The following is a 22,420-nucleotide window of genomic DNA, read 5'->3' as shown; positions in this document are numbered from 1 at the left end:
CAGCGCGACTCAAGCGCGGTAGAAAAACACGCCGCTCATGATGAGGCCCGTGCCGATGACCAGGCCACGGACCCAGCGGGCCGGGAGCCGCTTGGCCACACGTGCACCCAACCAACCGCCTGCGGTGGCCAGCGCCATCATCCAGACGGCTTGAGGCCAGACGATGGCCCCGGCCACGGCAAAGGCCGCCACCGACAACAAGGACAGCACAAAGGAGTTGAGGTTTTTCAGTGCATTGACCGTGTTCAGCCGGCCCTCGCCCGTCAGGGTGTACAGGGCCATCAGCAAAATGCCCAAGCCGCCGTTGAAATAACCGCCATAAATGGCCACAGCCATCAGGCCGGGCAGGCGCCAGGCCGCTTGGCCCTGGCCACCCTGGCGTTTGGCCAGCCAAGGGCCTGCGGCAAACAAGGCCGTGGCCAAGAGCAGCAGCCAAGGCACCAGGCCTGCAAAGACGCGCTCTGGGGTGATCAACAACAAGCCCGCACCGATCAGGCCACCGACGGCCGCGATGGACACCTCGCTTTGCAGCAAGGCGCGGGGCAAGCTGCGCAGCTCAGAGCGGAAGCCGAGGACGCTGCCCAAATAGCCCGGGCTGACGGCCATGGCGCTGGTGGCGTTGGCCGCCAAGGGCGGGACGCCCGCAAACACCAAGGCTGGAAACGTCAGAAAGCTGCCGCCTCCGGCAATGGCATTGAGGACCCCTGCGGCAAAAGCAGCCGCTCCCGTCAGCAGCCACAGGGCTTCGGTGGGCCAAGCCGCGATCATGGGCGCAATGGCGGCAAATTGGCCACGGCCGGGTCGGTATGAATCACGGCCAGGGGAAAGCGTTGTCCAGCCAGGTGGTCTTCCATGCAACGCAAAACCAAGGGACTGCGGTGCCGATCGGCACTGGCACGCACTTCGTCGGGGGTCATCCACAGGGTGCGCACAATGCCCTCGTCCAATTTCAGGTGGGGCTGCAGCGCGCCCAGCTCACCGCAAAACGCCATGCGCACATAGGTGATGTCTTCACCCGTTGCAGGGCGTTGGAAGCGCGACAAGTAAATGCCCACTAACTCCGTGGGCTTGAAAGGGTGGGCTGTTTCTTCCAGGGCTTCACGGGCACAGCCTTCGGCCGGTGATTCGCCCGGGTCCAGATGCCCGGCCGGGTTGTTCAGGCGCAAACCTTCTTGGGTGTGCTCTTCGATCAACAGGTAGCGGCCCTCTTTTTCAATGATGGCGGCCACCGTGACATTGGGTTTCCAGCGTGTGTCCATGCACCGATTATCGGTGCTTGCCCAGGTGACCGCACCATCTTGGGGGGCGCTGCCCCATCCATTCCTGTGCGTTTGTTGTTAATATCAGGCATTACTGATATTTGACGTGTGCGCCATCTTGTGCGCTGGGTAAAGCTGGCCCACGCCTGAAAAACCTTGACATCGGTTAAGCTGGCGCATTGCTTATTTTTTGTGGATTGAGCGAGGAGACAAACATGCAAACAGGCGATCACGCCGCCACGCCTCAGCGCATTGGCGTGCCCAAAGAGATTTTTCCGGGTGAAAAACGGGTGGCCACAGTCCCCGATGCCGTCACCAAGTTGGTCAAGCTCGGCTTTGCCGTGGTGGTGGAGCAAGGTGCTGGCGATCTCGCCGACCTGTCGGATGCGGCTTTTGTGGAAGCCGGCGCGACCATTGCCCCCAACGCCGCGGCCTTGTGGCGTGACAGCGACATGGTTTTCAAAGTGCGTGCGCCCACGCCCGACGAAGTGGCGCTGATGCACGAAGGCCAGACTTTGATCGGCTTTTTGTGGCCTGCACAAAACCCCGATTTGATGCAGCAGTTGGCCGCCAAAAAAGTCACGGCCTTGTCGATTGATGCCTTGCCCCGCACATTGAGCCGCGCCCAAAAAATGGACGCGCTGACCTCGATGGCCGGCGTCAGCGGTTACCGTGCTGTCGTCGAGTCTGCCAACGCCTTCGGTCGCTTTTTCAATGGACAGATCACGGCCGCGGGCAAAGTGCCCCCCGCCAAGGTGTTCATTGCCGGCGCCGGTGTGGCGGGATTGGCTGCGATTGGTGCGGCCGCGAGCCTGGGTGCCATCGTGCGGGCCAACGACACCCGCGCAGAAGTGGCTGACCAAGTTGTGTCGCTCGGCGGTGAGTTCGTTAAAGTGGATTACGAAGAAGAAGGCTCTGGCGGCGGCGGTTACGCCAAGGTCATGAGCGAAGGCTTCCAAGCCGCTCAGCGCGAGATGTATGCCAAGCAGGCCCGCGAGGTCGACATCATCATCACCACCGCGCTCATTCCCGGCAAACCTGCGCCCAAGCTGATCACGGCGGAGATGGTGCAGAGCATGAAGCCCGGTAGCGTCATCGTGGACATGGCGGCCGAGCAAGGCGGCAACTGCGAACTGACCGAGCCGGGCAAAGCCGTGGTCAAGCACGGCGTGACCATTGTGGGTTACACCGATCTGGCTTCGCGCATGGCGCGTCAATCGTCCACGCTGTATGGCACCAACCTGTTCCGCCTGACCGAAGAGCTGTGCAAGACCAAGGATGGCGTGATCAACGTCAACATGGAAGACGACGCGATCCGGGGCCTGACGGTCATCAAGAACGGCGAAATCACTTGGCCAGCCCCGCCATTGGCAGTGGCCCCCAAGCCGGCGCCCAAGCCTGCGGCTGCCCCAGCTGCCAAGAAAGGCCACGGCCACGGCGAGCCGTCCGGCCCCATGCCCGTGGGTCAGTTGCTCATCGTCTCGGCAGTGGCCGCTGTGCTCTTGGTGTTGGTCGGTGCGTATGCGCCTGCTGCGTTCTTGTCGCACTTCACGGTGTTTGTCTTGGCCTGCTTTGTGGGTTACATGGTGGTTTGGAACGTCAAGCCCGCTTTGCACACCCCGCTCATGAGCGTGACCAATGCGATCAGCTCCATCATCGCCATCGGTGCGCTGGTGCAGATTTCGCCCATGGCCGCGGCCGGACGCCCCAACACGCTGATCGGTATCTTGGCCGCTTTGGCCCTGGTGCTCACCGCCATCAACATGTTTGGCGGCTTTGCCGTCACCCAGCGCATGTTGGCCATGTTCCGAAAATAATGACTTTGGGGACAGATCTTTAGCTCTGTCCCCAACTGATTAAAGAGACACCTATGAACTCAAGTCTTGCCACGGTCGCCTACATCGGTGCGACCATTCTCTTCATCCTCAGCCTGGGCGGTTTGTCCAACCAAGAAACTGCACGGCGTGGCAACCTCTACGGCATGATCGGCATGAGCCTGGCCGTGCTGGCCACCATCTTTGGCCCCCAAGTCACGGCCGAAGGCATCCCCATGATCGTGGGCTCCGTGCTGGTGGGCGCGCTCATTGGTCTGTACGCAGCGCGCAAAGTGCAGATGACGCAAATGCCGGAACTCGTGGCGCTCATGCACAGCATGGTCGGCATGGCCGCGGCATTGGTGGGTTACGCCACCTATGTGGACCCCGAAGCCTCCAAAAATTTGGACAGCGCAGCGCACGCCATCCATGCCGGTGAGATCTACATCGGCATCTTCATCGGTGCGGTGACCTTCTCCGGTTCGGTGGCCGCTTTTGGCAAGTTGTCGGGCCGCATCGGTGGCAGCCCCTTGCTCTTGCCTGCTCGCCATTGGCTCAACCTGGTGGGTTTGATCGCGGTGGTGTACTTTGGCCGTGAATTCATGAACGCCCACACGGTTCAAGACGGCATGGTGCCCTTGGTCATCATGACCGCCATCGCTTTGCTGTTCGGTATCCACATGGTCATGGCCATCGGCGGCGCCGACATGCCGGTGGTGGTGTCCATGCTCAACAGCTATTCAGGCTGGGCTGCAGCGGCCACGGGCTTCATGCTCTCCAACGACTTGCTGATCGTGATCGGTGCCTTGGTGGGCTCCAGCGGCGCGATCTTGTCTTACATCATGTGCAACGCCATGAACCGCAGTTTCATCAGCGTGATCGCTGGGGGCTTTGGCACCACGGCTGCGGCGCCCAAGCCCGCAGGAGAAGCCGCCGAGCCGCAAGGCGAAGTCAGCCCCATCCTGGCGGCCGAGACCGCAGAGCTGCTGCGCGACGCGAAAAACGTGATCGTGGTGCCCGGTTATGGCATGGCCGTGGCGCAAGCCCAGCACACCGTGTTTGAAATCACCAAGACACTGCGCGACAAAGGCGTGAACGTGCGCTTTGGCATCCACCCTGTGGCCGGACGCATGCCTGGCCACATGAACGTGTTGCTGGCCGAGGCCAAAGTGCCCTATGACATCGTGTTCGAGATGGACGAGCTCAACGACGACTTCCCCGAGACCGATGTGGCCATCGTGATTGGGGCCAACGACATCGTGAACCCCGCTGCGCAAGATGACCCGACCAGCCCGATCGCTGGCATGCCGGTCCTCGAAGTCTGGAAGGCACGCACCAGCATCGTGATGAAGCGCTCGATGGCCAGCGGTTATGCCGGCGTTGACAACCCCTTGTTCTACAAAGAGAACAACCGCATGCTGTTTGGCGATGCCAAGAAAATGCTGGACGAGGTGCTGCTGGCTTTGAAAGCCTAAGACCTCACGGCATCGGTAGAAACGAGGGGGTGAACGGCGTTCACCCCCTTTTTTTTTGGCGTAAACCCCGAGGCTTTGGGTGTCAGTTATCAGTCAGATCTACGGTAGACTGGCCCGCAGGAGAACCCCACATGAATGCAAATCCCATTTGGCTCAAGAGTTACCCGCAAGGCGTCCCTGCCGACATTGACCCGACCCAATACACCTCCTTGGTGGGTTTGCTCGAAGAGAGTTTTTCCAAGTTTTCAGAGCGTGCGGCTTACAGCTTCATGGGCAAGGAATTCAGCTTTGCGCAAACCGATCAGGACAGCCTGGCCATGGCGGCTTACCTGCAATCCTTGGGATTGAGCAAGGGCGATCGCGTCGCCATCATGATGCCCAACGTGCCGCAGTACCCTGTGGCAGTGGCCGCTGTTTTGCGTGCAGGTTTTGTGGTGGTCAACGTCAACCCTTTGTACACCGCGCGCGAACTGGAGCACCAGTTGAAGGACTCGGGCGCCAAGGCCATTGTGATCATCGAGAACTTTGCCGCCACGCTTGAAAAATGCATCGCCCAAACCCCTGTGCAGCATGTGGTGCTGGCGTCTATGGGTGACCGCTTGGGCCTGCTCAAGGGCAGCTTGGTCAACTATGTGGTGCGCAACGTCAAGAAGATGGTGCCCGCCTTCCATTTGCCACAAGGGGTTCGCTTCAATGAAGCGCTGAGCAAGGGGCGCCAGCAAGCGTTTCGCAAACCCGAGCTCTCAGCCGACGACATTGCTGTGCTGCAGTACACCGGTGGGACCACGGGCGTGTCCAAAGGGGCTGTGCTCTTGCACCGCAATGTGATTGCGAACGTTTTGCAGTCCGAGGCCTGGAACGAGCCGGCCATGAGACGCATGCCAGCCGGGCAGCAGCCGACTTCGGTGTGCGCTTTGCCGCTGTACCACATCTTCGCTTTCACGGTGAACATGATGCTGGGCCTGCGGATGGGCGGCAAGACCATTCTGATCCCCAACCCGCGTGATTTGCCTGCGGTCCTCAAAGAGCTGTCCAAGCACACCTTCCACAGTTTCCCAGCCGTCAACACCTTGTTCAACGGATTGGCCAACCACCCTGATTTCGGCACGGTGAATTGGTCGAACCTGCTCGTGTCTTTGGGCGGCGGCACGGCCGTCACACCCAATGTGGCCAAGCTGTGGCTGGAGAAAACGGGTTGCCCGATTTGTGAAGGCTATGGTTTGTCAGAAACCAGCCCCTCGGCCAGTTGCAACCCGACCATCAGCAAGGCATTTACCGGCACGATTGGTGTGCCGATCCCCGGTACCTTCATGAAGTTGCTGGACGATGATGGCCATGAAGTGACGACGCCGGGCATGCCTGGCGAAATCGCCATCAAAGGTCCACAGGTCATGGCCGGCTACTGGCAGCGCCCTGACGAAACCGCCAAGGTCATGACGGCCGATGGTTATTTCAAGTCGGGTGATGTGGGCACCATCGACGAGCAAGGCTTCTTCAAGATTGTGGACCGCAAAAAAGACATGATCTTGGTCAGCGGCTTCAATGTCTATCCCAATGAGGTGGAAGAGGTGGCATCGGCTTGCCCTGGCGTGCTCGAATGCGCGGCCATCGGTGTGCCAGATGAGAAAACCGGGGAGACGGTGAAGTTGGTGGTGGTCAAAAAGGACCCAGCCTTGACCGCCGAGGACATCATGGCTTACTGCCGCGAGAACATGACCGCTTACAAACAGCCGCGTGTGATCGAGTTCCGCGATGAGTTGCCCAAGACCCCTGTGGGTAAAATTTTGCGGCGTGAGCTGCGCAACAAGGCTTGACCAAGCTCTGGCGCAGGTGCGCCGGGCACCCACCAGCGGCCACACCTTGTGATGTGGCCGTTTTCAATTCCATGTCCATTTTTTAACGTCAAAGCAAGGGGCTGAGCATGGCGGTGATTGGCATCATGAGTGCCCTGCACGAAGAGCTCGCGGCTGTTCTGGCTGAGATGCCTGGTGAGCAACGCGTGACGGTGGCGGGACGCGACTTTTGGGTGGGCCAGTGGCAAGGCCATGCGGTCGTGGCGGTGCTCTCGCGCATTGGCAAAGTGGCAGCAGCCACCACCGCCACGTTGATGCTGGAGCGCTTTGGGGTGGACGCTTTGGTGTTCACTGGCGTCGCAGGCGGCTTGGGGCCGGGTGTGCGCGTGGGCGATGTGGTGGTGGCCAGTGGTTTGGTGCAGCACGACATGGATGCTTCGCCGCTCTTTCCTCGCCACGAGGTGCCCTTGTATGGCCGGGCTATTTTTGAGACGGATGCCGCGCTGTCGACGCAATTGGCCGAGGCTGCGCACGAGGTGCTGCAAGAAGCCGACCGGCATTTGGGCCCCGACACATGGGCTCGGTGGGCCTGGGGATCACCCCAAATGCACCGGGGCTTGATCGTCAGTGGCGACCGCTTTGTCTCGACCGCTACCGAAAGTCAGGCACTGCGCGAAGCATTGCCTGACGCGTTGGCGGTCGAAATGGAAGGCGCGGCAGTGGCCCAAGTGTGCTGTGACTATGGCGTGCCTTTCACGGCGGTGCGCACCATTTCGGACCGTGCTGACGACGCTGCGCACACCGATTTCAACCGCTTCATCAGCGAGGTGGCCAGCCCTTACAGCCGGGCCATCTTGGCCCATTGGTTGGCCAAGCGTTTGACCGCTTGAGTGCGCTTTACTTGAGCCAGCCGCGGCGGCGGAAATACCACATGGGCACCACCGCACTGGCCGCCATCAGGGCCAATGCGTAAGGGTAGCCCCAGGTTTGAGACAACTCGGGCATGTACTGGAAGTTCATGCCGTAGAGGCTGGCGATCAAGGTGGGCGGCAGCAAGGCCACACTGGCCACCGAGAAGATCTTGATGATTTTGTTCTGGTTGATGTTGATGAAACCGACCGTGGCGTCCATCAAGAAGTTGATTTTGTCGAACAAGAAAGCCGTGTGCGAGTCGAGCGAATCGATGTCACGCATGATCTGACGCGCGTCTTCAAACTGCTCTGCATTGAGCATTTTGGAGCGCATCATGAAGCTCAGAGCGCGGCGTGTGTCCATCACGTTGCGGCGAATGCGCCCGTTCATGTCCTCTTGCCGGGCAATCGCGCCCAGCACTTCACTGGCCATGGCGTCGGTCACGTCACCCGACAGCACCGTGTTGCCCACTTTTTCAAGTTGGTCGTAAATGCCTTCGAGCGTGTCCGCTGAATACTCGGCGTCGGCGTCAAACAGTTTCAGCAGCACTTCCTTGGCGTCTTCGATCAAGCCTGGCGCACGGCGTGCGCGCATGCGCAGCAGGCGGAACACGGGCACGTCCTCGTCGTGGATGGAGAACAACACACCTTGGCTGCGCAAGTGGGTGTTGTGCTGGTTCAAGATGAACGCGCAGCGCACCGTGCGGGGCTCGTCATCGTCGGCGATCAAAAAGTCCGAGCGGATGTGCAACTCGCCGTTGTCTTCTTCGTAAAAGCGAGCGGACTCCTCAATGTCCTCGTCCATCGCGTCTTCTGGGATGGACAGTCCAAAGTATTGTTTGATCCAGCGCTTTTCTTCAACGGTGGGCGACTCCAGGTCGACCCAGATGGGCTGGAAACGGGAGAGTTCTTCCAAGGACTCGATCTCTTCTTGAAAGAGTCGGCCGTTGACAAGGGTGAAGATGTTGAGCATGGCGAATCCGAAAAATGGCCAGTTGCCAAAAGTTCAAAGGGGCGGCGTATTGTTTTTGCAGCTTTCGAACGTTGGGCGAGGTGCTCAGCGCGTTCGAAAGCTACCGACTCGGGGTAGTTTCCACGGCAGTGTGTCTCCAGAAAAATATTGGGCGGATTATCGCACCGGATGGCTTGTTAGGGGGGCTTTGCGCGCCGCAACTTCAAAGCACAGGGCGGCAGGTGTTAGATTCAGCCAATTCATTTGCTTCGACCCATGACCCCACATTTGACCCCGCGGCGTGAGCGCTGGCTGCTCCTGACGCTGGCCGGCATCCAGTTCACCCATATTCTCGATTTCATGATCATGATGCCGCTGGGGCCGCAATTCACGGCCCTGTTTGGCATCAGCAACGCCCAGTTCGGCTTGCTGGTGTCGGCGTACACCTTGTCTGCGGGCTTTTCGGGGCTGATGGCCGCCACCTACGTTGACCGTTTCAGCCGCAAACAGTTGCTGCTGGTCATGTACAGCTTGTTTGGGCTGGCGACGCTCGCTTGCGCCTTGGCGCCCGACTACCTGTGGTTGATGGTGGCGCGTGTGGCTGCAGGCTTGTTTGGCGGTGTTTTGTCTGCCCTGTCTCAGACCATTGTGGCCGATGTGATTCCTTTTGAGCGTCGGGGCCGCGCCATGAGTGTGGTGATGACTTCGTTTTCCGTCTCCACCGTGGCGGGCGTGCCCCTTGGCCTTTTTCTGGCGGCGCATTTCAATTGGCATGCGCCCTTTGTGGGCATCGCCGTGTTGGTGGGTCTGCTGGCGCTGGGGGCTTGGCAAACCTTGCCACGGCTGGATGCGCATTTGCACCACCCCGAAAGAGTGAACGTCTGGCGCGGGATTGGTCAGGTGCTGGCCGATCCCAACCACCTCAAGGCTTTCGCCGTCTCCGGCTTGATGATGTTTGCCGCCTTCACCGTCATTCCGTACATCACCATTTACCTGCAGTCCAACGCGGGCATGCAGACGGCCGAGGTGCCGTGGATTTACCTGTGCGGCGGTGTGGCCACGCTGCTGAGCGCACGCTATTTTGGCCGTCTGACGGATCGGGTGGGCAAGGTTCAGATGTTCCAGCGCCTGGCTTTGGCCGTGACCCTGCCCTTGATGGCCACCACGCTCTCACAAGGCCTGCCCCTGTGGGGCTTGCTGGCCATCTCGACACTGTTCTTCACGCTCATGAGCGGGCGGATGATTCCTGGCATGGCGATGATTTCTTCTGCCGTCGAGCCGCGTTTGCGCGGGACGTTCATGACCTTGAACTCGGCGGTGCAGTCTGCTTCGATGGGCCTGGCCGCCTTGGTGGCGGGGCTCATCATCGGCCGAGATGCACAAGGGCAACTGACCGGGTACTGGGTGGCAGGTTTGTTGGGTGTTGCCAGCAGCTGCCTCAGCGCTTGGCTGGCCGGTCGCTTGCGCTTGCATGGTGCACCTGCAAAGGCTTGAACGGGCGCGGGTTTCGTTGGGCTTCAACCCGCACGATAGCATCAAAAACTGCATTTGGCGCCAATCGCAGCGGGTTGCTCAGGTTTAAACAAGACGCCTTGCTTTTCCCTCTTATGCGGCGCATAGTGGGGACGAACCACCCCAACGGTGGTTTCGGAGCCCTGCTTCGGCGGGGCTTTTTCACCCTGAATCCATGGAGGCGACGACTATGAATTTGATCATCAGTGGGCATCATCTCGAAGTGACCCCAGCATTGCGTCAGTACGTCACGGGGAAACTCGACCGAATCACCCGGCATTTTGACCAAGTGGTGGATGTCAAAGTGCTTTTGACCGTCGAAAAGCAAAAAGAAAAAGAAAAGCGCCAACGCGCTGAATGCAACATCCACGTCAAAGGCAGCGACTTGTTCGCTGAAAGCGCCCACGAGGATCTGTACGCGGCTGTGGACGAATTGGTGGACAAGCTGGACCGTCAGGTCGTCAAGCACAAAGACCGCATCACCGACCACCACCACAGCGCTCCCAAACGCATGATGTGACGGGCCGGCTGCCCAGTTCTGACCAGGGCCACCTTGCGTGGCCCTTTTTTTATGTGTCAAGCGCCGGCCTGTGCCTCCTCTGCGCCGATGGCCAGGGGTGCGCGAAGACAGGTTTCCGAAGGCAAAAGGGCAGCCCCTCGCGCAAGGTGCATAATCCGGCCTCGACCATGAATCGTCTCTCATCCATATTGCCTGTTGCACAAGTTCTTGTCGGGGTGGAAGCCACCAGCAAGAAACGTGCATTCGAAGAAGCCGGACTTCTCTTTGAGAACCTGCACGGTTTGTCTCGTGCTTTGGTGACGGACAGCCTGTTCGCCCGAGAGCGATTGGGTTCGACAGGATTGGGCCACGGCGTGGCCATTCCCCATGGCCGCATCAAGGGCCTCAAGGCGCCCATGGCTGCAGTCTTCCAATTGGCCCAAGCGATTGGGTTTGATGCGCCTGATGAGCAGCCGGTCAATTTGCTGATCTTTCTGTTGGTCCCCGAGGCGGCCACACAAAAACACCTGGAAATCCTGTCCGAGATCGCCGAATTGCTCAGCGACACGGTGTTGCGTGACAACATCAAGAACAGCACCGTTCAAGCCAACCTGCACCAACTGATTGCACAGTGGCAGTCTGCCCAAACCGCCTGATGAACGCAATGGGGTGATTTGGCGATGAAACCAACTGTCATCAGCGCAGACCTCTTGTTTGAGGACCACCGCCAAAATCTCAAATGGCAATGGGTGGCCGGTTTGGGGGCTTCGGAGCGCCGTTTTGACGAGGTGGCTGTCCGCGAGGCACGGTCGGGTGCCGATTTGGTGGGTTATCTCAATTACATTCACCCGTACAGGGTGCAAATTTTGGGGCCACGCGAAGTGGCCTATCTGAGCAATGCCACCGCCGAAGATTGTGCTCGGCGCATCGCCCGCATTGTCACCTTAGAGCCGCCCATGCTGGTCTTGGCCGACGGTCAAACCGCGCCAGATGCCTTGCTCTCCATGTGTGAGCGGGCCCAAATCCCGATGTTTTCGACCGAACAGTCGTCGGCTTTTGTCATCGATGTGCTGCGGGCCTACTTGTCCAAACACTTTGCCGACCGCTCGACCATGCACGGCGTGTTCATGGACATTTTGGGCATGGGCGTGTTGATCACCGGCGAGTCGGGCCTGGGCAAGAGTGAGCTGGGTCTGGAGTTGATCTCACGCGGCAACGGCTTGGTGGCCGATGATGCGGTGGACCTGTACCGCATCAACCAAACCACCATTGAAGCGCGCTGCCCTGATTTGCTGCAAAACCTGCTGGAAGTGCGCGGCATCGGTTTGCTGGACATTCGGGCCATTTTTGGAGAAACAGCCGTGCGCCGCAAGATGCGCCTGAAGCTGATCGTCCATTTGGTGCGAAAAGAGACCTTGGAGCGCGATTACGAACGCCTGCCCTCGGAGCCGCTGGTCCAGGACATCTTGGGCATTCCAGTTCGCAAAGTGGTGATTCAGGTGGTCGCGGGCCGGAACATCGCGGTGTTGGTCGAAGCCGCCGTGCGCAACACGATTTTGCAAATGCGCGGCATTGACACGTACCAAGACTTCATCGATCGGCAGCGGCGCGCCATGGAGTGAGCGCGGCAGCCCTCAACGCTGGCGGTGGGGGCAGGGGTTTTGGGTGCAGTGCGCGTAAAGGCTCAAAGCATGGTCAGCGATCACAAAACCTTTGGCCTGCGCCACGGCTTGTTGGCGTGACTCGATTTCCGGGTCATAAAACTCTTCCACCCGGCCACAATCGAGGCACACCATGTGGTCGTGGTGTTGGCCTTCGTTGAGTTCATAAACCGCTTTGCCACTTTCAAAGTGGTTGCGGCTCAAGATGCCCGCTTGTTCAAATTGCAACAGCACCCGGTACACCGTGGCCAGGCCCACGTCGGTGTTGTCCTGTAACAGGTGTCGGTAGACATCTTCCGCTGTCATGTGCCGTTGCGCACCACTTTGAAAGACGTCCAGAATTTTCAGGCGTGGCAGCGTGGCTTTCAGACCATTGTTTTTCAATTCGTCGATTTGGCGCATGGTCTCGGGCAATTGGGGGGTGGCGAACGGTGCAGACTTGAAGCTGCCGCTACAATGGGCTGATCATATCGGCCAGCCTTCAACCATGACAGCATCCCTGACTTTTTCTGCGACAGGCGCCCGCTTGGCCATGCTTTTGTGGTGTGCCAGTTTGACCGCTTGTGGCGGCCTCTCCAACTTCACCCAAGACACGTTCAAGCCCTACATCCCTGAGGTGGTGCAAGGCAACTTCGTGTCTAAAGAGCAGCGGCAAGCCATCAGCCCGGGCATGCCCCGCTCGCAGGTCAAGGACATTTTGGGCACGCCTTTGGTGACCAGCTTGTTCCATGCGGATCGCTGGGATTACGCCTTCAGCATCCGCCGTCAAGGTGTCGCCCCACAGAGCTTCCAGCTCACAGTGTTTTTCAAAAACGATGTTGTGTCTTCGGTAGACGGTGGCGACTTGCCCAGTGAGTCGGAGTTCGTTGAGCGCTTGCAGGTTCAGCGCAAAGCACCCAAAGCGACCAACTTGCAGGCCAGCGAAGAAGACTTGAAGAAATTTCCGGCCCCGAAAGCTGCAGCCCCAGTTCAGTCTGCACCCGCTTTGCCTGCCAGTTACCCCCCCTTGGAGCCTGCACCCCGCTAAGGGGTGATGCACCGGGCTTGGTGCCCGTGGGCGTGCGAACTTTTCACAAAAAACGACATGACTCAATTGAACCACTTGCCCATCACCGTGGCTGGCGCCTCTGGCCGCATGGGGCACATGCTGATCGAAGCCATTCTGGCCTCTGAGGACTGCCGATTGGCCGGTGCACTCGACATCGCTGCCAGCCCCGCCTTGGGGCAAGACGCCGCCAGCGCGCTGGGACAATCCAGCGGTGTCTTGGTCAAGTCAGATTTGCACGCGGGCCTTCAAAATGCGGCTTGCTTGATTGACTTCACCCGCCCCGAAGGCACCTTGGCCCACCTGAAGGTCTGCCGCGAGTTGGGGGTGAAGGCCGTGATCGGCACCACCGGTTTCACCGAGGCGCAAAAAGCCGAAATCGCGGCCATTGCCCAAGACATCGCCATCGTGATGGCCCCCAACATGAGCGTGGGTGTCAACGTCACGCTCAAGTTGCTGCAAATGGCCGCGCAAGCCATGGCCACGGGCTACGACATCGAAATCATTGAGGCGCACCACCGCCACAAGGTGGACGCCCCTTCGGGCACAGCCCTCAAGATGGGGGAGGTCATTGCACAGGCCATTGGACGCGACCTGAATGAGTGCGCCGTGTACGAACGCTACGGCCACACGGGCGAGCGGGACCCCTCGACCATCGGTTTCTCCACCATTCGCGGCGGCGACATCGTGGGTGATCACACGGTGCTGTTTGCCGGCATTGGTGAGCGCATCGAGGTGACCCATAAATCCTCCAGCCGATCCACATACGCCCAGGGAAGCCTGCGGGCGGTTCGCTACTTGGCGACCCAGCAGCGTGGCTTGTTTGACATGTTTGATGTGTTGAATTTGCGCTGAGACCTCCGGCATGTCACCCCACGATTTTTGGCTGCACAGTGACGCGATCAGTCGGTCCTTGGCCTTGCTCTTGTTGGTGCTGTCGGTGGGCAGTTGGGTGATCATTTTCTGGAAGTGGCGCTTGCTGGCGCGTGTAGCGCTTGACCTGCCCCGTGGCATCGCGGCATTTTGGCAAGCCCCGGCGTTCGATGATGCGCAGCAGCGCGTGAGCCAGTTTGATCGCGATGCTTGCATCACCCCCTTGTTGGCGGCGACTTTGCTGCCTGTAGGCGGTACTTTGGCCTCGGCTGGCGACCGCCATCCACAACTGACCCGGGTGTTGCGTGACGCCTTGCAGTCGGTGGTGAAACGCCTGCAGTGGGGACAGGTTTGGTTGGCCACGGCAGGCGCCATTTCTCCTTTTGTGGGTCTGTTGGGCACCGTTTGGGGGATCTTCAACGCCCTCACCGGCATGGCCGATGGCGGGCCTTTGACCATTGACAAGGTGGCCGGTCCCGTGGGGGAGGCGCTCATCATGACCGCGGCGGGTTTGGCCGTGGCAATCCCGGCGGTGTTGGGCTACAACATTCTGGGACGTCAAATCAACCACACAGAAGCGCTGCTGGAGGGCTTTGCCCATGACTTGCGCGCTTTGCTCACCGAACACCCCGCTTGAGTCATGGCCTTCGGTCGCCTGGAATCCCGCCAACCTGCTGCGCCCATGAGCGAGATCAACGTCACCCCCATGGTCGACGTGATGCTGGTGCTTTTGGTCATTTTCATCCTCACGGCGCCCTTGATGACCAGCGCCATCCGACTGGATTTGCCCCAAACCGAAGGGGCTGAGGCGGGCGCGGTCTCTCCATCGCTGACTTTGGCGGTTGACGCGCAAGGGGCCTTGTTTTTGAACGACCAAGCCATCACCCCCGAAGTCTTGCGCCTGCGCCTGGCCCAAGCGGCCCAGCGCAACCCCAACACCGAGCTGGAGCTGCGTGCTGACCAGTCGGTGCCCTACGGCCGGGTGGTCGAGGCCATGGGCTTGGCCCAAAAAGCGGGTCTGTCGCGCATGGGTTTTGTGGCGCAAACAGCCCCGGCGCTCGACCGCTGAGTTTTCATACCCGGGACCTGACTCTGTGGGAGCGAGCCCCTGCTCGCGAATGCCTCCTGTGGCTGGGCCGCCGTTCGCGAGCAGGGGCTCGCTCCCACAAGGGGATGGCTCCCACAAGGGGATGGCTCCCACAAGGGGATGGCTCCCACAAGGGGATGGCTCCCACAAGGGGATGGCTCCCACAAGGGGATGGCTCATCCTTCCCATGCTGGCCCGGGTCCAGTTTGGCCTGATCTGCCCCTCTACAATTGCAGGCTATGCAAGACAAGTACAACCACCTCGAAGTCGAACCCGCAGCGCAGTCCCGCTGGACGGCCCGCGATGCCTACCGCGTCACCGAAGACGCCAGCAAAAAGAAGTTCTACGCCTGCTCCATGCTGCCTTACCCCAGCGGCAAGCTGCACATGGGCCATGTGCGCAACTACACCATCAACGACATGCTCACGCGCAGCCTGCGCATGAAGGGCCACAACGTCCTCATGCCCATGGGCTGGGACGCCTTTGGTCTGCCCGCCGAAAATGCCGCTTTGAAGAACGGTGTGCCCCCGGCCAAATGGACGTACGAGAACATCGCGTACATGAAAAAGCAGATGCAGGCGATGGGCTTGGCCATCGACTGGTCACGCGAGGTCGCCACCTGCGATCCGACTTATTACAAGTGGAACCAGTGGCTGTTCCTGAAGATGCTGGAGAAAGGCATCGCCTACCGCAAGACCCAGGTCGTCAACTGGGACCCGGTGGACCAGACCGTGTTGGCCAACGAGCAAGTCATCGACGGCAAAGGCTGGCGCACAGGCGCTCCGGTGGAGAAGCGCGAGATTCCGGGCTATTACCTGAATATCACCGCTTATGCGCAAGAGCTTCTGGACCATGTGCAGATCGGCAACGACAAGGCCACGCTCAACGGCTGGCCCGACAAAGTGCGCCTGATGCAGGAAAACTGGATTGGCAAGAGCGAAGGCGTGCGCTTTGCCTTTCCGCACGACATCCGCGATGCCTCAGGCGCATGGATTGGCGACGGCAAGATGTACGTCTTCACCACCCGCGCCGACACCATCATGGGTGTGACCTTTTGCGCGGTGGCGGCCGAGCATCCGCTGGCGCTGCACGCTGCGGCATCGAATCCCGCGTTGGCGCCCTTCCTCGAAGAATGCAAAACCGGTGGCACGACCGAGGCCGAAATGGCCACGCAAGAAAAGAAGGGCATGCCCACGGGCCTGTTCGTCACGCACCCGATCACCGGTGCGCAGGTCGAGGTCTGGGTCGGTAACTACGTGCTCATGTCTTACGGCGATGGTGCTGTGATGGGCGTGCCTGCGCATGACGAGCGCGACTTCGCGTTTGCCTTGAAATACGCATTGCCCATCCAGCAGGTTGTCGCTGCACGAGCTCCGGCCTTGTCGTCGCCTGCGTCGGGCGCCTCAGACGCAAGCTCAACATCGTTGCCCAACGCAGGCAACGCCAAGGCCTCTGTGGTCTTCGATGCGACCGCATGGTCCGAGTGGTACGCCACCAAAGACGGCGTTTGTGTCAACTCCGGCGAACTCGATGGGTTGAGCCAAAAAGCTGCCGTCACCAAAGTGGCCGAGCTGTTGGCGGCCAAAGGCCTGGGCGAGAAAAAAACCACTTGGCGTTTGCGCGACTGGGGCGTGAGCCGCCAGCGCTATTGGGGCACACCGATCCCGATCATCCATTGCGACGAGCACGGCGCGGTGCCTGTGCCCGAAAAAGACCTGCCCGTGGTGCTGCCGCAAGACTGCATCCCGGATGGCTCGGGCAACCCGCTGCACAAGCACGAAGGCTTCCACGCGGGTGTGAGCTGCCCCGTGTGCGGCAAAGCAGCCCGCCGCGAGACCGACACCATGGACACCTTCGTGGATTCGTCCTGGTATTTCATGCGCTACTGCGACCCGACCAACACCCAGAAGATGGTGGCGGACGGTGCCGATTACTGGATGCGAGACCAGAACCATGCCACTGGCGGCAGCGGCATGGACCAGTACATCGGCGGCATCGAGCACGCCATCCTGCACCTCTTGTACGCCCGCTTCTGGACCAAGGTCATGCGCGACTTGGGTCTGGTCAAGGTGGACGAGCCCTTCAGCAAGCTGCTCACGCAGGGCATGGTGCTCAACCACATTTACTCGCGCCGCACCGCCAAGGGCGGCAAGGACTACTTCTGGCCACACGACGTGGAGCATGTGCTCGACGAGACCGGCAAGGTCATTGGCGCCAAGCTCAAGAACGCAGCCGACAGCGGTGACGGCCGCTTGCCCGTGGGCACGCCCATCGACTACGAAGGCGTGGGCACCATGTCCAAGTCCAAGAACAACGGTGTGGACCCGCAGGACCTGATCGAGCGCTACGGTGCCGACACCGCCCGCCTGTACACCATGTTCACCGCACCACCCGAAGTCACCCTGGAGTGGAACGACTCGGCCGTGGAAGGCAGTTACCGCTTCTTGCGCCGGGTCTGGAACTTTGCGTTCAAGCACCACGAACTGCTGCGCTCGGCGACCAGCCAAGACCTGAGCCAGGCCGCTTTGGGCGATGCGGCCAAAGCCCTGCGCCGCGAGATGCACCTGGTGCTCAAGCAAGTGGGTTACGACTACGAGCGCATGCAATACAACACGGTGGTGTCCGGTTGCATGAAGTTGCTCAACGCATTGGAAGACTTCAAACCCGATGGCAGCGCGGGTGATACCGCCAGCTTGTGCGAAGGGGTGTCGATTTTGACGCGCATGCTCTACCCCGCCTGCCCGCACATCACCGATGAAATTTGGCAACAACTGGGCTACGCCCAGGCCGTGGGCGAATTGCTTGATGCGCCTTGGCCCGAGGTGGACGAGTCGGCCCTGGAGCGCGACCAGATCGAGCTGATGCTGCAGATCAACGGCAAGCTGCGCGGGTCCATTCTGGTGCCGGCCACGGCCGACAAGGCTCAGATCGAGGCCACTGCCTTGGCCAGTGAAGCCTTCGTCAAGCAAGCGGCAGGCGCCGCGCCCAAAAAGGTCATCGTGGTGCCTGGCCGTTTGGTCAACATCGTGGTGTGAGCCCAGTATGCAACCCACGCGCCGATTTTTTGCGACCGTTTTGAGTCTGAGTCTGGCGACTGCAGGCTTGGTCGGTTGTGGGTTTCAATTGAGGCAATCCAACGACTTTGCGTTCAAGACCCTCTACGCCAATTTCTCCACCACCTCGCCATTGGGTGTGGAGTTGAGGCGCAATTTGCTGGGCACGGGCCGCTTGGATCTGTGGACCGACCCGAAGCAAATGGCCAAGGCCGATGCCATCCTTGACATCTTGAGCGAGGAACGCCAACAGGTGCCCGTGGGTGTGAGTGCGACTGGACAGGTGCGAGAGCTCCAACTGCGGTTGCGCGTGCGTTTTCGCTTGCGCACGCCGCAAGGCGCTGAGCTGATTGAGCCCGTCGAGATTTACCAACAGCGCGATTTGAGCTTTTCAGAGTCTGCGGCGCTCTCCAAAGAAATTGAGCAGGGCATTTTGTACCGCGACATGCAGACCGACATCGTGCAGCAAATCATGCGCCGCTTGTCTTCGGTGAGGTTGCACAGCTCGGCGCCGCTGGCCAAGCCTTGATGCCAGCGCCCTGAGCCTTACCATGCAATTGCCTCTTCCCCAATTGGCGGCGCACCTGCAAAAGGGTTTGCGCAGCCTGTATGTGTTGCAGGGTGACGAGCCCTTGCTGATCCAAGAGGCTGCCGACACCATCCGGGCGACTGCCCGTGCGCAGGGCTACACGGAGCGCAGCGTGCACACCGTGTCGGGCGCGCACTTTGACTGGAGTGAAGTGCTGGCCGCAGGGGGCTCGATGAGCCTGTTTGCCGACAAACAAATCGTGGAAGTCCGTGTGCCCTCAGGCAAACCGGGCAAAGAAGGCAGCGCTGCCATTCAGCAGTTGGCCGCATCTGCGCAAGGCAACGACACGACTTTGACGCTGTTGGTGTTGCCCCGCCTGGATGCCGCGACCCGCAAAGGGGCCTGGTTTGGTGCTTTGGAAAACTCGGGTGTTTCGATCCAGGTCGATCCGGTGGACCGAAACGCATTGCCTCAGTGGATTGCGCAGCGCTTGCAGCAGCAAGGCCAGCGAGTGGTGGCGGGTGAAGAAGGGCAACGCACGCTGCAGTTTTTTGCCGACCGTGTGGAAGGCAACTTGCTTGCGGCGCACCAGGAAATTCAAAAACTCGGCTTGCTGCACCCACCGGGAGAGCTGAGCCAAGAACAAGTCGAGTCTGCGGTGGTCAACGTGGCCCGTTACGACGTTTTCAAATTGTCCGAGGCCGTGCTCTCGGGGCAGGTGGCCCGGGTCCAGCGCATGCTGGACGGGCTGCAAGCCGAGGGGGAGGCCGCCGTGCTGGTGCATTACACCTTGGCCGAAGACATCCGTGCCCTCAAACGCGTGAAAGACGCCATCGCCAGCGGAAAACCCATGCCCATGGCCTTGCGCGAACAGCGCGTGTGGGGCCCGCGTGAGCGTTTGTTTGAGCGTGTGCTGCCCCGCATGACCGAGGCCCGTCTGAACGGCTTGCTGCAGGCGGCCCACCAAGTCGATGGCATTGTCAAAGGGCTGAAAGTGCCCGAATGGCCCACAGACGGATGGCAAGCGCTGCAACGCTTGGCGGTCCGCTTTTCGCGTTTTTGCATCGTCCGCTGAAGTTTCCCGGTGGGCGCGAGTCCCTGCTCGCGAACGGCGGTTGGAGCCACTTCGGGCATTCGGCTGCGAGGGCCGCCTCCCACAAAGAGGTCGCCGCGCAAAGAACCTTGTCTGCATCTGCGAAAATGCCTGAATGACTGAATTGAATACCGCCGAACACGTCCAGGCGCTGGGCCAACAGGCCAAAAAAGCCTCGGCACGCATGGCCAAGGCCTCTGCGGCCTCCAAAAACAAAGCTTTGCACCATTTGGCGGCCTTGTTGCGTGCCAACACCGATGCCTTGCAGCTGGACAACGCCAAAGACTTGGAACGTGCCCGCGCGTCCGGTTTGGCCGAGCCCATGGTGGACCGCCTGAAGCTCAGCCCCCAAGTGCTCGAGACGTGCGCCCAAGGCTGTGAGCAATTGGCGGCCATGCCCGATGTGATCGGCGAGATCATCGGCATGAAGCAGGTGCCCAGTGGCATCCGCGTGGGTCAGATGCGCGTGCCCATTGGCGTGTTTGGCATGATTTTCGAAAGCCGACCCAATGTGACCATTGAGGCGGCCAGCCTGTCTATCAAGAGTGGCAATGCCTGTATCTTGCGTGGCGGCTCCGAGGCGATTGAATCGAACAAGGCTTTGGCCAAATTGGTGCAGCAGGCCTTGGCCGAGAGCGGTTTGCCCGTCGATGCCGTGCAACTGGTGCAGACCACCGACCGCGCAGCGGTGGGCCAGCTCATCACCATGCCCCAGTTTGTGGATGTGGTCATTCCGCGGGGTGGCAAGGGCTTGATCGAGCGCATCAGCGCCGAAGCCAAAGTGCCGGTCATCAAGCACCTGGATGGCAATTGCCACACTTATGTGGATGAGCCTTGCGACATCGACATGGCCGTCAAAGTGGCCGACAACGCCAAGACGCAAAAGTACAGCCCCTGCAACGCCAGTGAGAGCCTGTTGGTGGCGCGCGGCGTGGCGGCAGAGTTCTTGCCCAAAATTGGCGCCATTTATGCGTCCAAGGGCGTGGAGATGCGCTGCTGCGCCAAGTCAAAAGCCATCTTGAGCCAAATTTCTGGCACCGTGCTGAAAGACGCCACCGAGCAGGACTGGTTCGAGGAATACCTCGCGCCCATCATCAGCATCAAAGTGCTTGAAGGCCTGGACGAAGCGATTGCCCACATCAACCACTACAGCAGCCACCACACCGATGCCATCCTCACCCGAGACCACATGCACGCCCAGCGCTTCTTGCGCGAGGTGGACTCGGCCAGCGTGATGGTCAACGCCAGCACCCGCTTTGCGGATGGTTTTGAGTATGGTTTGGGTGCTGAGATCGGCATCAGCACCGACAAGTTCCACGCCCGTGGCCCCGTGGGCATTGAAGGCCTGACCTCACTCAAGTACGTGGTGCTGGGTGAAGGCGAGGTGCGGGGCGGATGAGCCGGGCCGTGCGCTGCGGCACACATGCCCTTTTTTCTGGCCGGGAAGGGCTTGCATCAGCTTCTGCCGGCCCCCTATGATCAGTATGTTTTGACAGCCCTTTAAAGGTCGCCCATGGTTCCCCATCTTGTCACCGCCCTGACCGGTCCCATCAATGAGCTGGAGCAGCGCATCCTCGACTCCATGCCCGCGATCGAACGCTGGTTCCGTCTGGAGTGGATGGAGCACACACCGCCCATTTACACCTCGGTCGACATCCGCAATGCGGGCTTCAAATTGGCGCCTGTGGACACCAACCTTTACCCGGGTGGCTGGAACAACCTCACGCCTGAAATGCTGCCATTGGCCGTGCAGGCTGCGCAAGCGGCCATTGAGAAGATCTGTCCCGAGGCCAAAAACCTCTTGATCATTCCAGAGAACCACACGCGCAACACCTTCTATCTGTCGAACGTGGTGCAACTGCAGCGCGTCTTCCACATGGCGGGCTTGAATGTGCGTTTGGGATCGATCAATCCTGAGGTCAAAGAAGCCACCACCATCGAGCTGCCCAACGGGGAAAGCGTGACTTTGGAGCCGGTGGTGCGCACCCAACACCGCTTGGGCCTGAAAGACTTTGACCCCTGCACCATCTTGCTCAACAACGACTTGTCGGCCGGTGCGCCTGGCATTTTGGAAGAACTGCACGAGCAGTTCCTGCTGCCACCCCTGCACGCCGGCTGGAGCGTGCGCCGCAAAACCAAGCACTTTGAGTGCTATGAAGAGGTGACCAAACGGTTTGGCAAGCTGCTGGGCATTGACCCCTGGCTCATCAACCCGATGTTCAGCCAGTGTGGCGATGTCAATTTTGCCGAAGGCACCGGCATGGACTGCTTGCGCAGCAATGTGGATGCCTTGCTCACCAAGATCAAGCGCAAATACAAGGAATACGGGATCAACGAGAAGCCGTTTGTGGTGGTCAAGGCCGACAACGGCACCTACGGCATGGGCATCATGACCGTGCGCGACGTGTCGGACCTGGACCAGCTCAACCGCAAGACCCGCAACAAGATGAACGTCATCAAGGATGGCCAGACCGTCAACGATGTGATCATCCAGGAGGGGGTGCTGACCAACGAGCGCATCAACGACGCTGTGGCCGAGCCCGTGGTGTACATGATGGACCGCTATGTGGTGGGTGGTTTTTACCGTGTGCACGCCGAGCGCGGTGTGGACGAGAACCTCAACGCGCCAGGCGCCAGCTTTGTGCCTTTGGCCTTTGCAGACACGCCGCATCTGCCTCAGCCCGGCGTCAAGCCCGGCGCCAGTGTGCCCAACCGCTTTTACATGTATGGCGTGATTGGCCGTTTGGCCATGCTGGCGGCCAGCTACGAACTGGAAGCCACCGACCCCGAAGCCGAGGTCTACGATTAAAGTTGCTGCACTGCAACAAAATCACGGGGCGAACGGTGACACGGTGCGGTCATCG

The 22,420-nt window shown here is 60.2% G+C and carries 21 protein-coding genes; 17 read left to right on the top strand and 4 right to left on the bottom strand.

Translation table 11 applies throughout. The features are described from left to right. Window positions 1-9 precede the first annotated feature (9 nt). Both B9Z31_RS02545 and B9Z31_RS02540 read right to left on the bottom strand, forming a co-directional pair. Complete coding sequence (locus B9Z31_RS02545) at window positions 10-768, bottom strand: sulfite exporter TauE/SafE family protein (protein WP_100118008.1); 759 nt, start codon at window positions 766-768, stop codon at window positions 10-12. After that, on the bottom strand, window positions 765-1,259 hold the full coding sequence (locus B9Z31_RS02540) for an NUDIX hydrolase (protein WP_100118007.1): 495 nt from the start codon (window positions 1,257-1,259) through the stop codon (window positions 765-767). Before B9Z31_RS02540 ends, B9Z31_RS02545 begins: the two co-directional genes overlap by 4 nt. Before the next feature lie 215 nt (window positions 1,260-1,474). Here B9Z31_RS02540 and B9Z31_RS02535 point away from each other — a divergent pair, with 215 nt between their 5' ends. The 4 genes from B9Z31_RS02535 to B9Z31_RS02520 all read left to right on the top strand — a co-directional run bounded on the left by B9Z31_RS02535 (window position 1,475) and on the right by B9Z31_RS02520 (window position 7,231). Further along, window positions 1,475-3,076: a Re/Si-specific NAD(P)(+) transhydrogenase subunit alpha gene (locus B9Z31_RS02535; protein WP_100118006.1), complete on the top strand. Its 1,602-nt coding sequence runs from the start codon at window positions 1,475-1,477 to the stop codon at window positions 3,074-3,076. Between the two features lie 53 nt (window positions 3,077-3,129). Further along, on the top strand, window positions 3,130-4,548 hold the full coding sequence (gene pntB, locus B9Z31_RS02530; protein WP_100118005.1) for a Re/Si-specific NAD(P)(+) transhydrogenase subunit beta: 1,419 nt from the start codon (window positions 3,130-3,132) through the stop codon (window positions 4,546-4,548). 131 nt (window positions 4,549-4,679) lie between these two features. Continuing rightward, a complete protein-coding gene (locus tag B9Z31_RS02525; RefSeq protein ID WP_100118004.1) occupies window positions 4,680-6,362 on the top strand; it encodes a long-chain-fatty-acid--CoA ligase in 1,683 nt (560 codons plus the stop codon). A gap of 107 nt (window positions 6,363-6,469) precedes the next feature. Beyond that, window positions 6,470-7,231 (top strand): 5'-methylthioadenosine/adenosylhomocysteine nucleosidase, encoded by a 762-nt coding sequence (locus B9Z31_RS02520; RefSeq protein WP_100118003.1) that lies wholly within the window; start codon window positions 6,470-6,472, stop codon window positions 7,229-7,231. 7 nt (window positions 7,232-7,238) lie between these two features. Here the strand turns inward: B9Z31_RS02520 and corA are convergent, their stop codons facing one another. Further along, complete coding sequence (gene corA, locus B9Z31_RS02515) at window positions 7,239-8,225, bottom strand: magnesium/cobalt transporter CorA (RefSeq protein ID WP_100118002.1); 987 nt, start codon at window positions 8,223-8,225, stop codon at window positions 7,239-7,241. Between the two features lie 255 nt (window positions 8,226-8,480). Between corA and B9Z31_RS02510 the strand changes: the two genes are divergently transcribed. The 4 genes from B9Z31_RS02510 to hprK all read left to right on the top strand — a co-directional run bounded on the left by B9Z31_RS02510 (window position 8,481) and on the right by hprK (window position 11,837). Further along, on the top strand, window positions 8,481-9,698 hold the full coding sequence (locus tag B9Z31_RS02510; protein ID WP_100118001.1) for an MFS transporter: 1,218 nt from the start codon (window positions 8,481-8,483) through the stop codon (window positions 9,696-9,698). Between the two features lie 208 nt (window positions 9,699-9,906). Further along, window positions 9,907-10,236 carry a ribosome hibernation-promoting factor, HPF/YfiA family gene (gene hpf, locus B9Z31_RS02505; RefSeq protein ID WP_100118000.1) on the top strand — a complete coding sequence of 110 codons (330 nt, stop codon included), beginning with the start codon at window positions 9,907-9,909 and terminating at the stop codon, window positions 10,234-10,236. Window positions 10,237-10,403: 167 nt separating this feature from the next. After that, a complete protein-coding gene (locus B9Z31_RS02500) occupies window positions 10,404-10,871 on the top strand; it encodes a PTS sugar transporter subunit IIA (RefSeq protein ID WP_100117999.1) in 468 nt (155 codons plus the stop codon). 24 nt (window positions 10,872-10,895) lie between these two features. After that, entirely contained in the window at window positions 10,896-11,837 is a 942-nt protein-coding gene (hprK, locus tag B9Z31_RS02495; protein WP_100117998.1) for an HPr(Ser) kinase/phosphatase, read from the top strand. A gap of 12 nt (window positions 11,838-11,849) precedes the next feature. On the opposite strand, the gene fur is transcribed toward hprK, so the two are convergent. Next, on the bottom strand, window positions 11,850-12,278 hold the full coding sequence (gene fur / locus B9Z31_RS02490) for a ferric iron uptake transcriptional regulator (protein ID WP_100117997.1): 429 nt from the start codon (window positions 12,276-12,278) through the stop codon (window positions 11,850-11,852). Between the two features lie 85 nt (window positions 12,279-12,363). Between fur and B9Z31_RS02485 the strand changes: the two genes are divergently transcribed. The 9 genes from B9Z31_RS02485 to gshA all read left to right on the top strand — a co-directional run bounded on the left by B9Z31_RS02485 (window position 12,364) and on the right by gshA (window position 22,365). After that, entirely contained in the window at window positions 12,364-12,903 is a 540-nt protein-coding gene (locus B9Z31_RS02485) for an outer membrane protein assembly factor BamE (RefSeq protein WP_100118321.1), read from the top strand. A 57-nt stretch (window positions 12,904-12,960) separates the two neighbouring features. Then, window positions 12,961-13,776 carry a 4-hydroxy-tetrahydrodipicolinate reductase gene (gene dapB / locus B9Z31_RS02480; RefSeq protein WP_100117996.1) on the top strand — a complete coding sequence of 272 codons (816 nt, stop codon included), beginning with the start codon at window positions 12,961-12,963 and terminating at the stop codon, window positions 13,774-13,776. Between the two features lie 10 nt (window positions 13,777-13,786). Next, on the top strand, window positions 13,787-14,431 hold the full coding sequence (locus B9Z31_RS02475) for a MotA/TolQ/ExbB proton channel family protein (protein WP_100117995.1): 645 nt from the start codon (window positions 13,787-13,789) through the stop codon (window positions 14,429-14,431). Window positions 14,432-14,434: 3 nt separating this feature from the next. Further along, window positions 14,435-14,863, top strand: coding sequence for a biopolymer transporter ExbD (locus B9Z31_RS02470; RefSeq protein ID WP_100117994.1), 429 nt, complete (start codon window positions 14,435-14,437; stop codon window positions 14,861-14,863). A 257-nt stretch (window positions 14,864-15,120) separates the two neighbouring features. Beyond that, window positions 15,121-17,916, top strand: a complete 2,796-nt coding sequence (leuS, locus tag B9Z31_RS02465) for a leucine--tRNA ligase (protein WP_100117993.1) — start codon at window positions 15,121-15,123, stop codon at window positions 17,914-17,916. Window positions 17,917-17,923: 7 nt separating this feature from the next. Continuing rightward, complete coding sequence (lptE, locus tag B9Z31_RS02460; protein WP_100117992.1) at window positions 17,924-18,463, top strand: LPS assembly lipoprotein LptE; 540 nt, start codon at window positions 17,924-17,926, stop codon at window positions 18,461-18,463. 22 nt (window positions 18,464-18,485) lie between these two features. Further along, a complete protein-coding gene (gene holA / locus B9Z31_RS02455) occupies window positions 18,486-19,538 on the top strand; it encodes a DNA polymerase III subunit delta (RefSeq protein ID WP_100117991.1) in 1,053 nt (350 codons plus the stop codon). A 133-nt stretch (window positions 19,539-19,671) separates the two neighbouring features. Further along, window positions 19,672-20,955: a glutamate-5-semialdehyde dehydrogenase gene (locus tag B9Z31_RS02450; protein ID WP_100117990.1), complete on the top strand. Its 1,284-nt coding sequence runs from the start codon at window positions 19,672-19,674 to the stop codon at window positions 20,953-20,955. A 114-nt stretch (window positions 20,956-21,069) separates the two neighbouring features. After that, window positions 21,070-22,365, top strand: coding sequence for a glutamate--cysteine ligase (gshA, locus tag B9Z31_RS02445; protein ID WP_100117989.1), 1,296 nt, complete (start codon window positions 21,070-21,072; stop codon window positions 22,363-22,365). The last annotated feature ends 55 nt before the right edge of the window (window positions 22,366-22,420 follow it).

The organism is Limnohabitans sp. G3-2 (genome assembly GCF_002778275.1).
Taxonomy (GTDB): Bacteria; Pseudomonadota; Gammaproteobacteria; order Burkholderiales; family Burkholderiaceae_C; genus Limnohabitans_A.
Note: the sequence above shows the minus strand (reverse complement) of the source record. Positions and strands in the feature narration are given on the sequence as shown.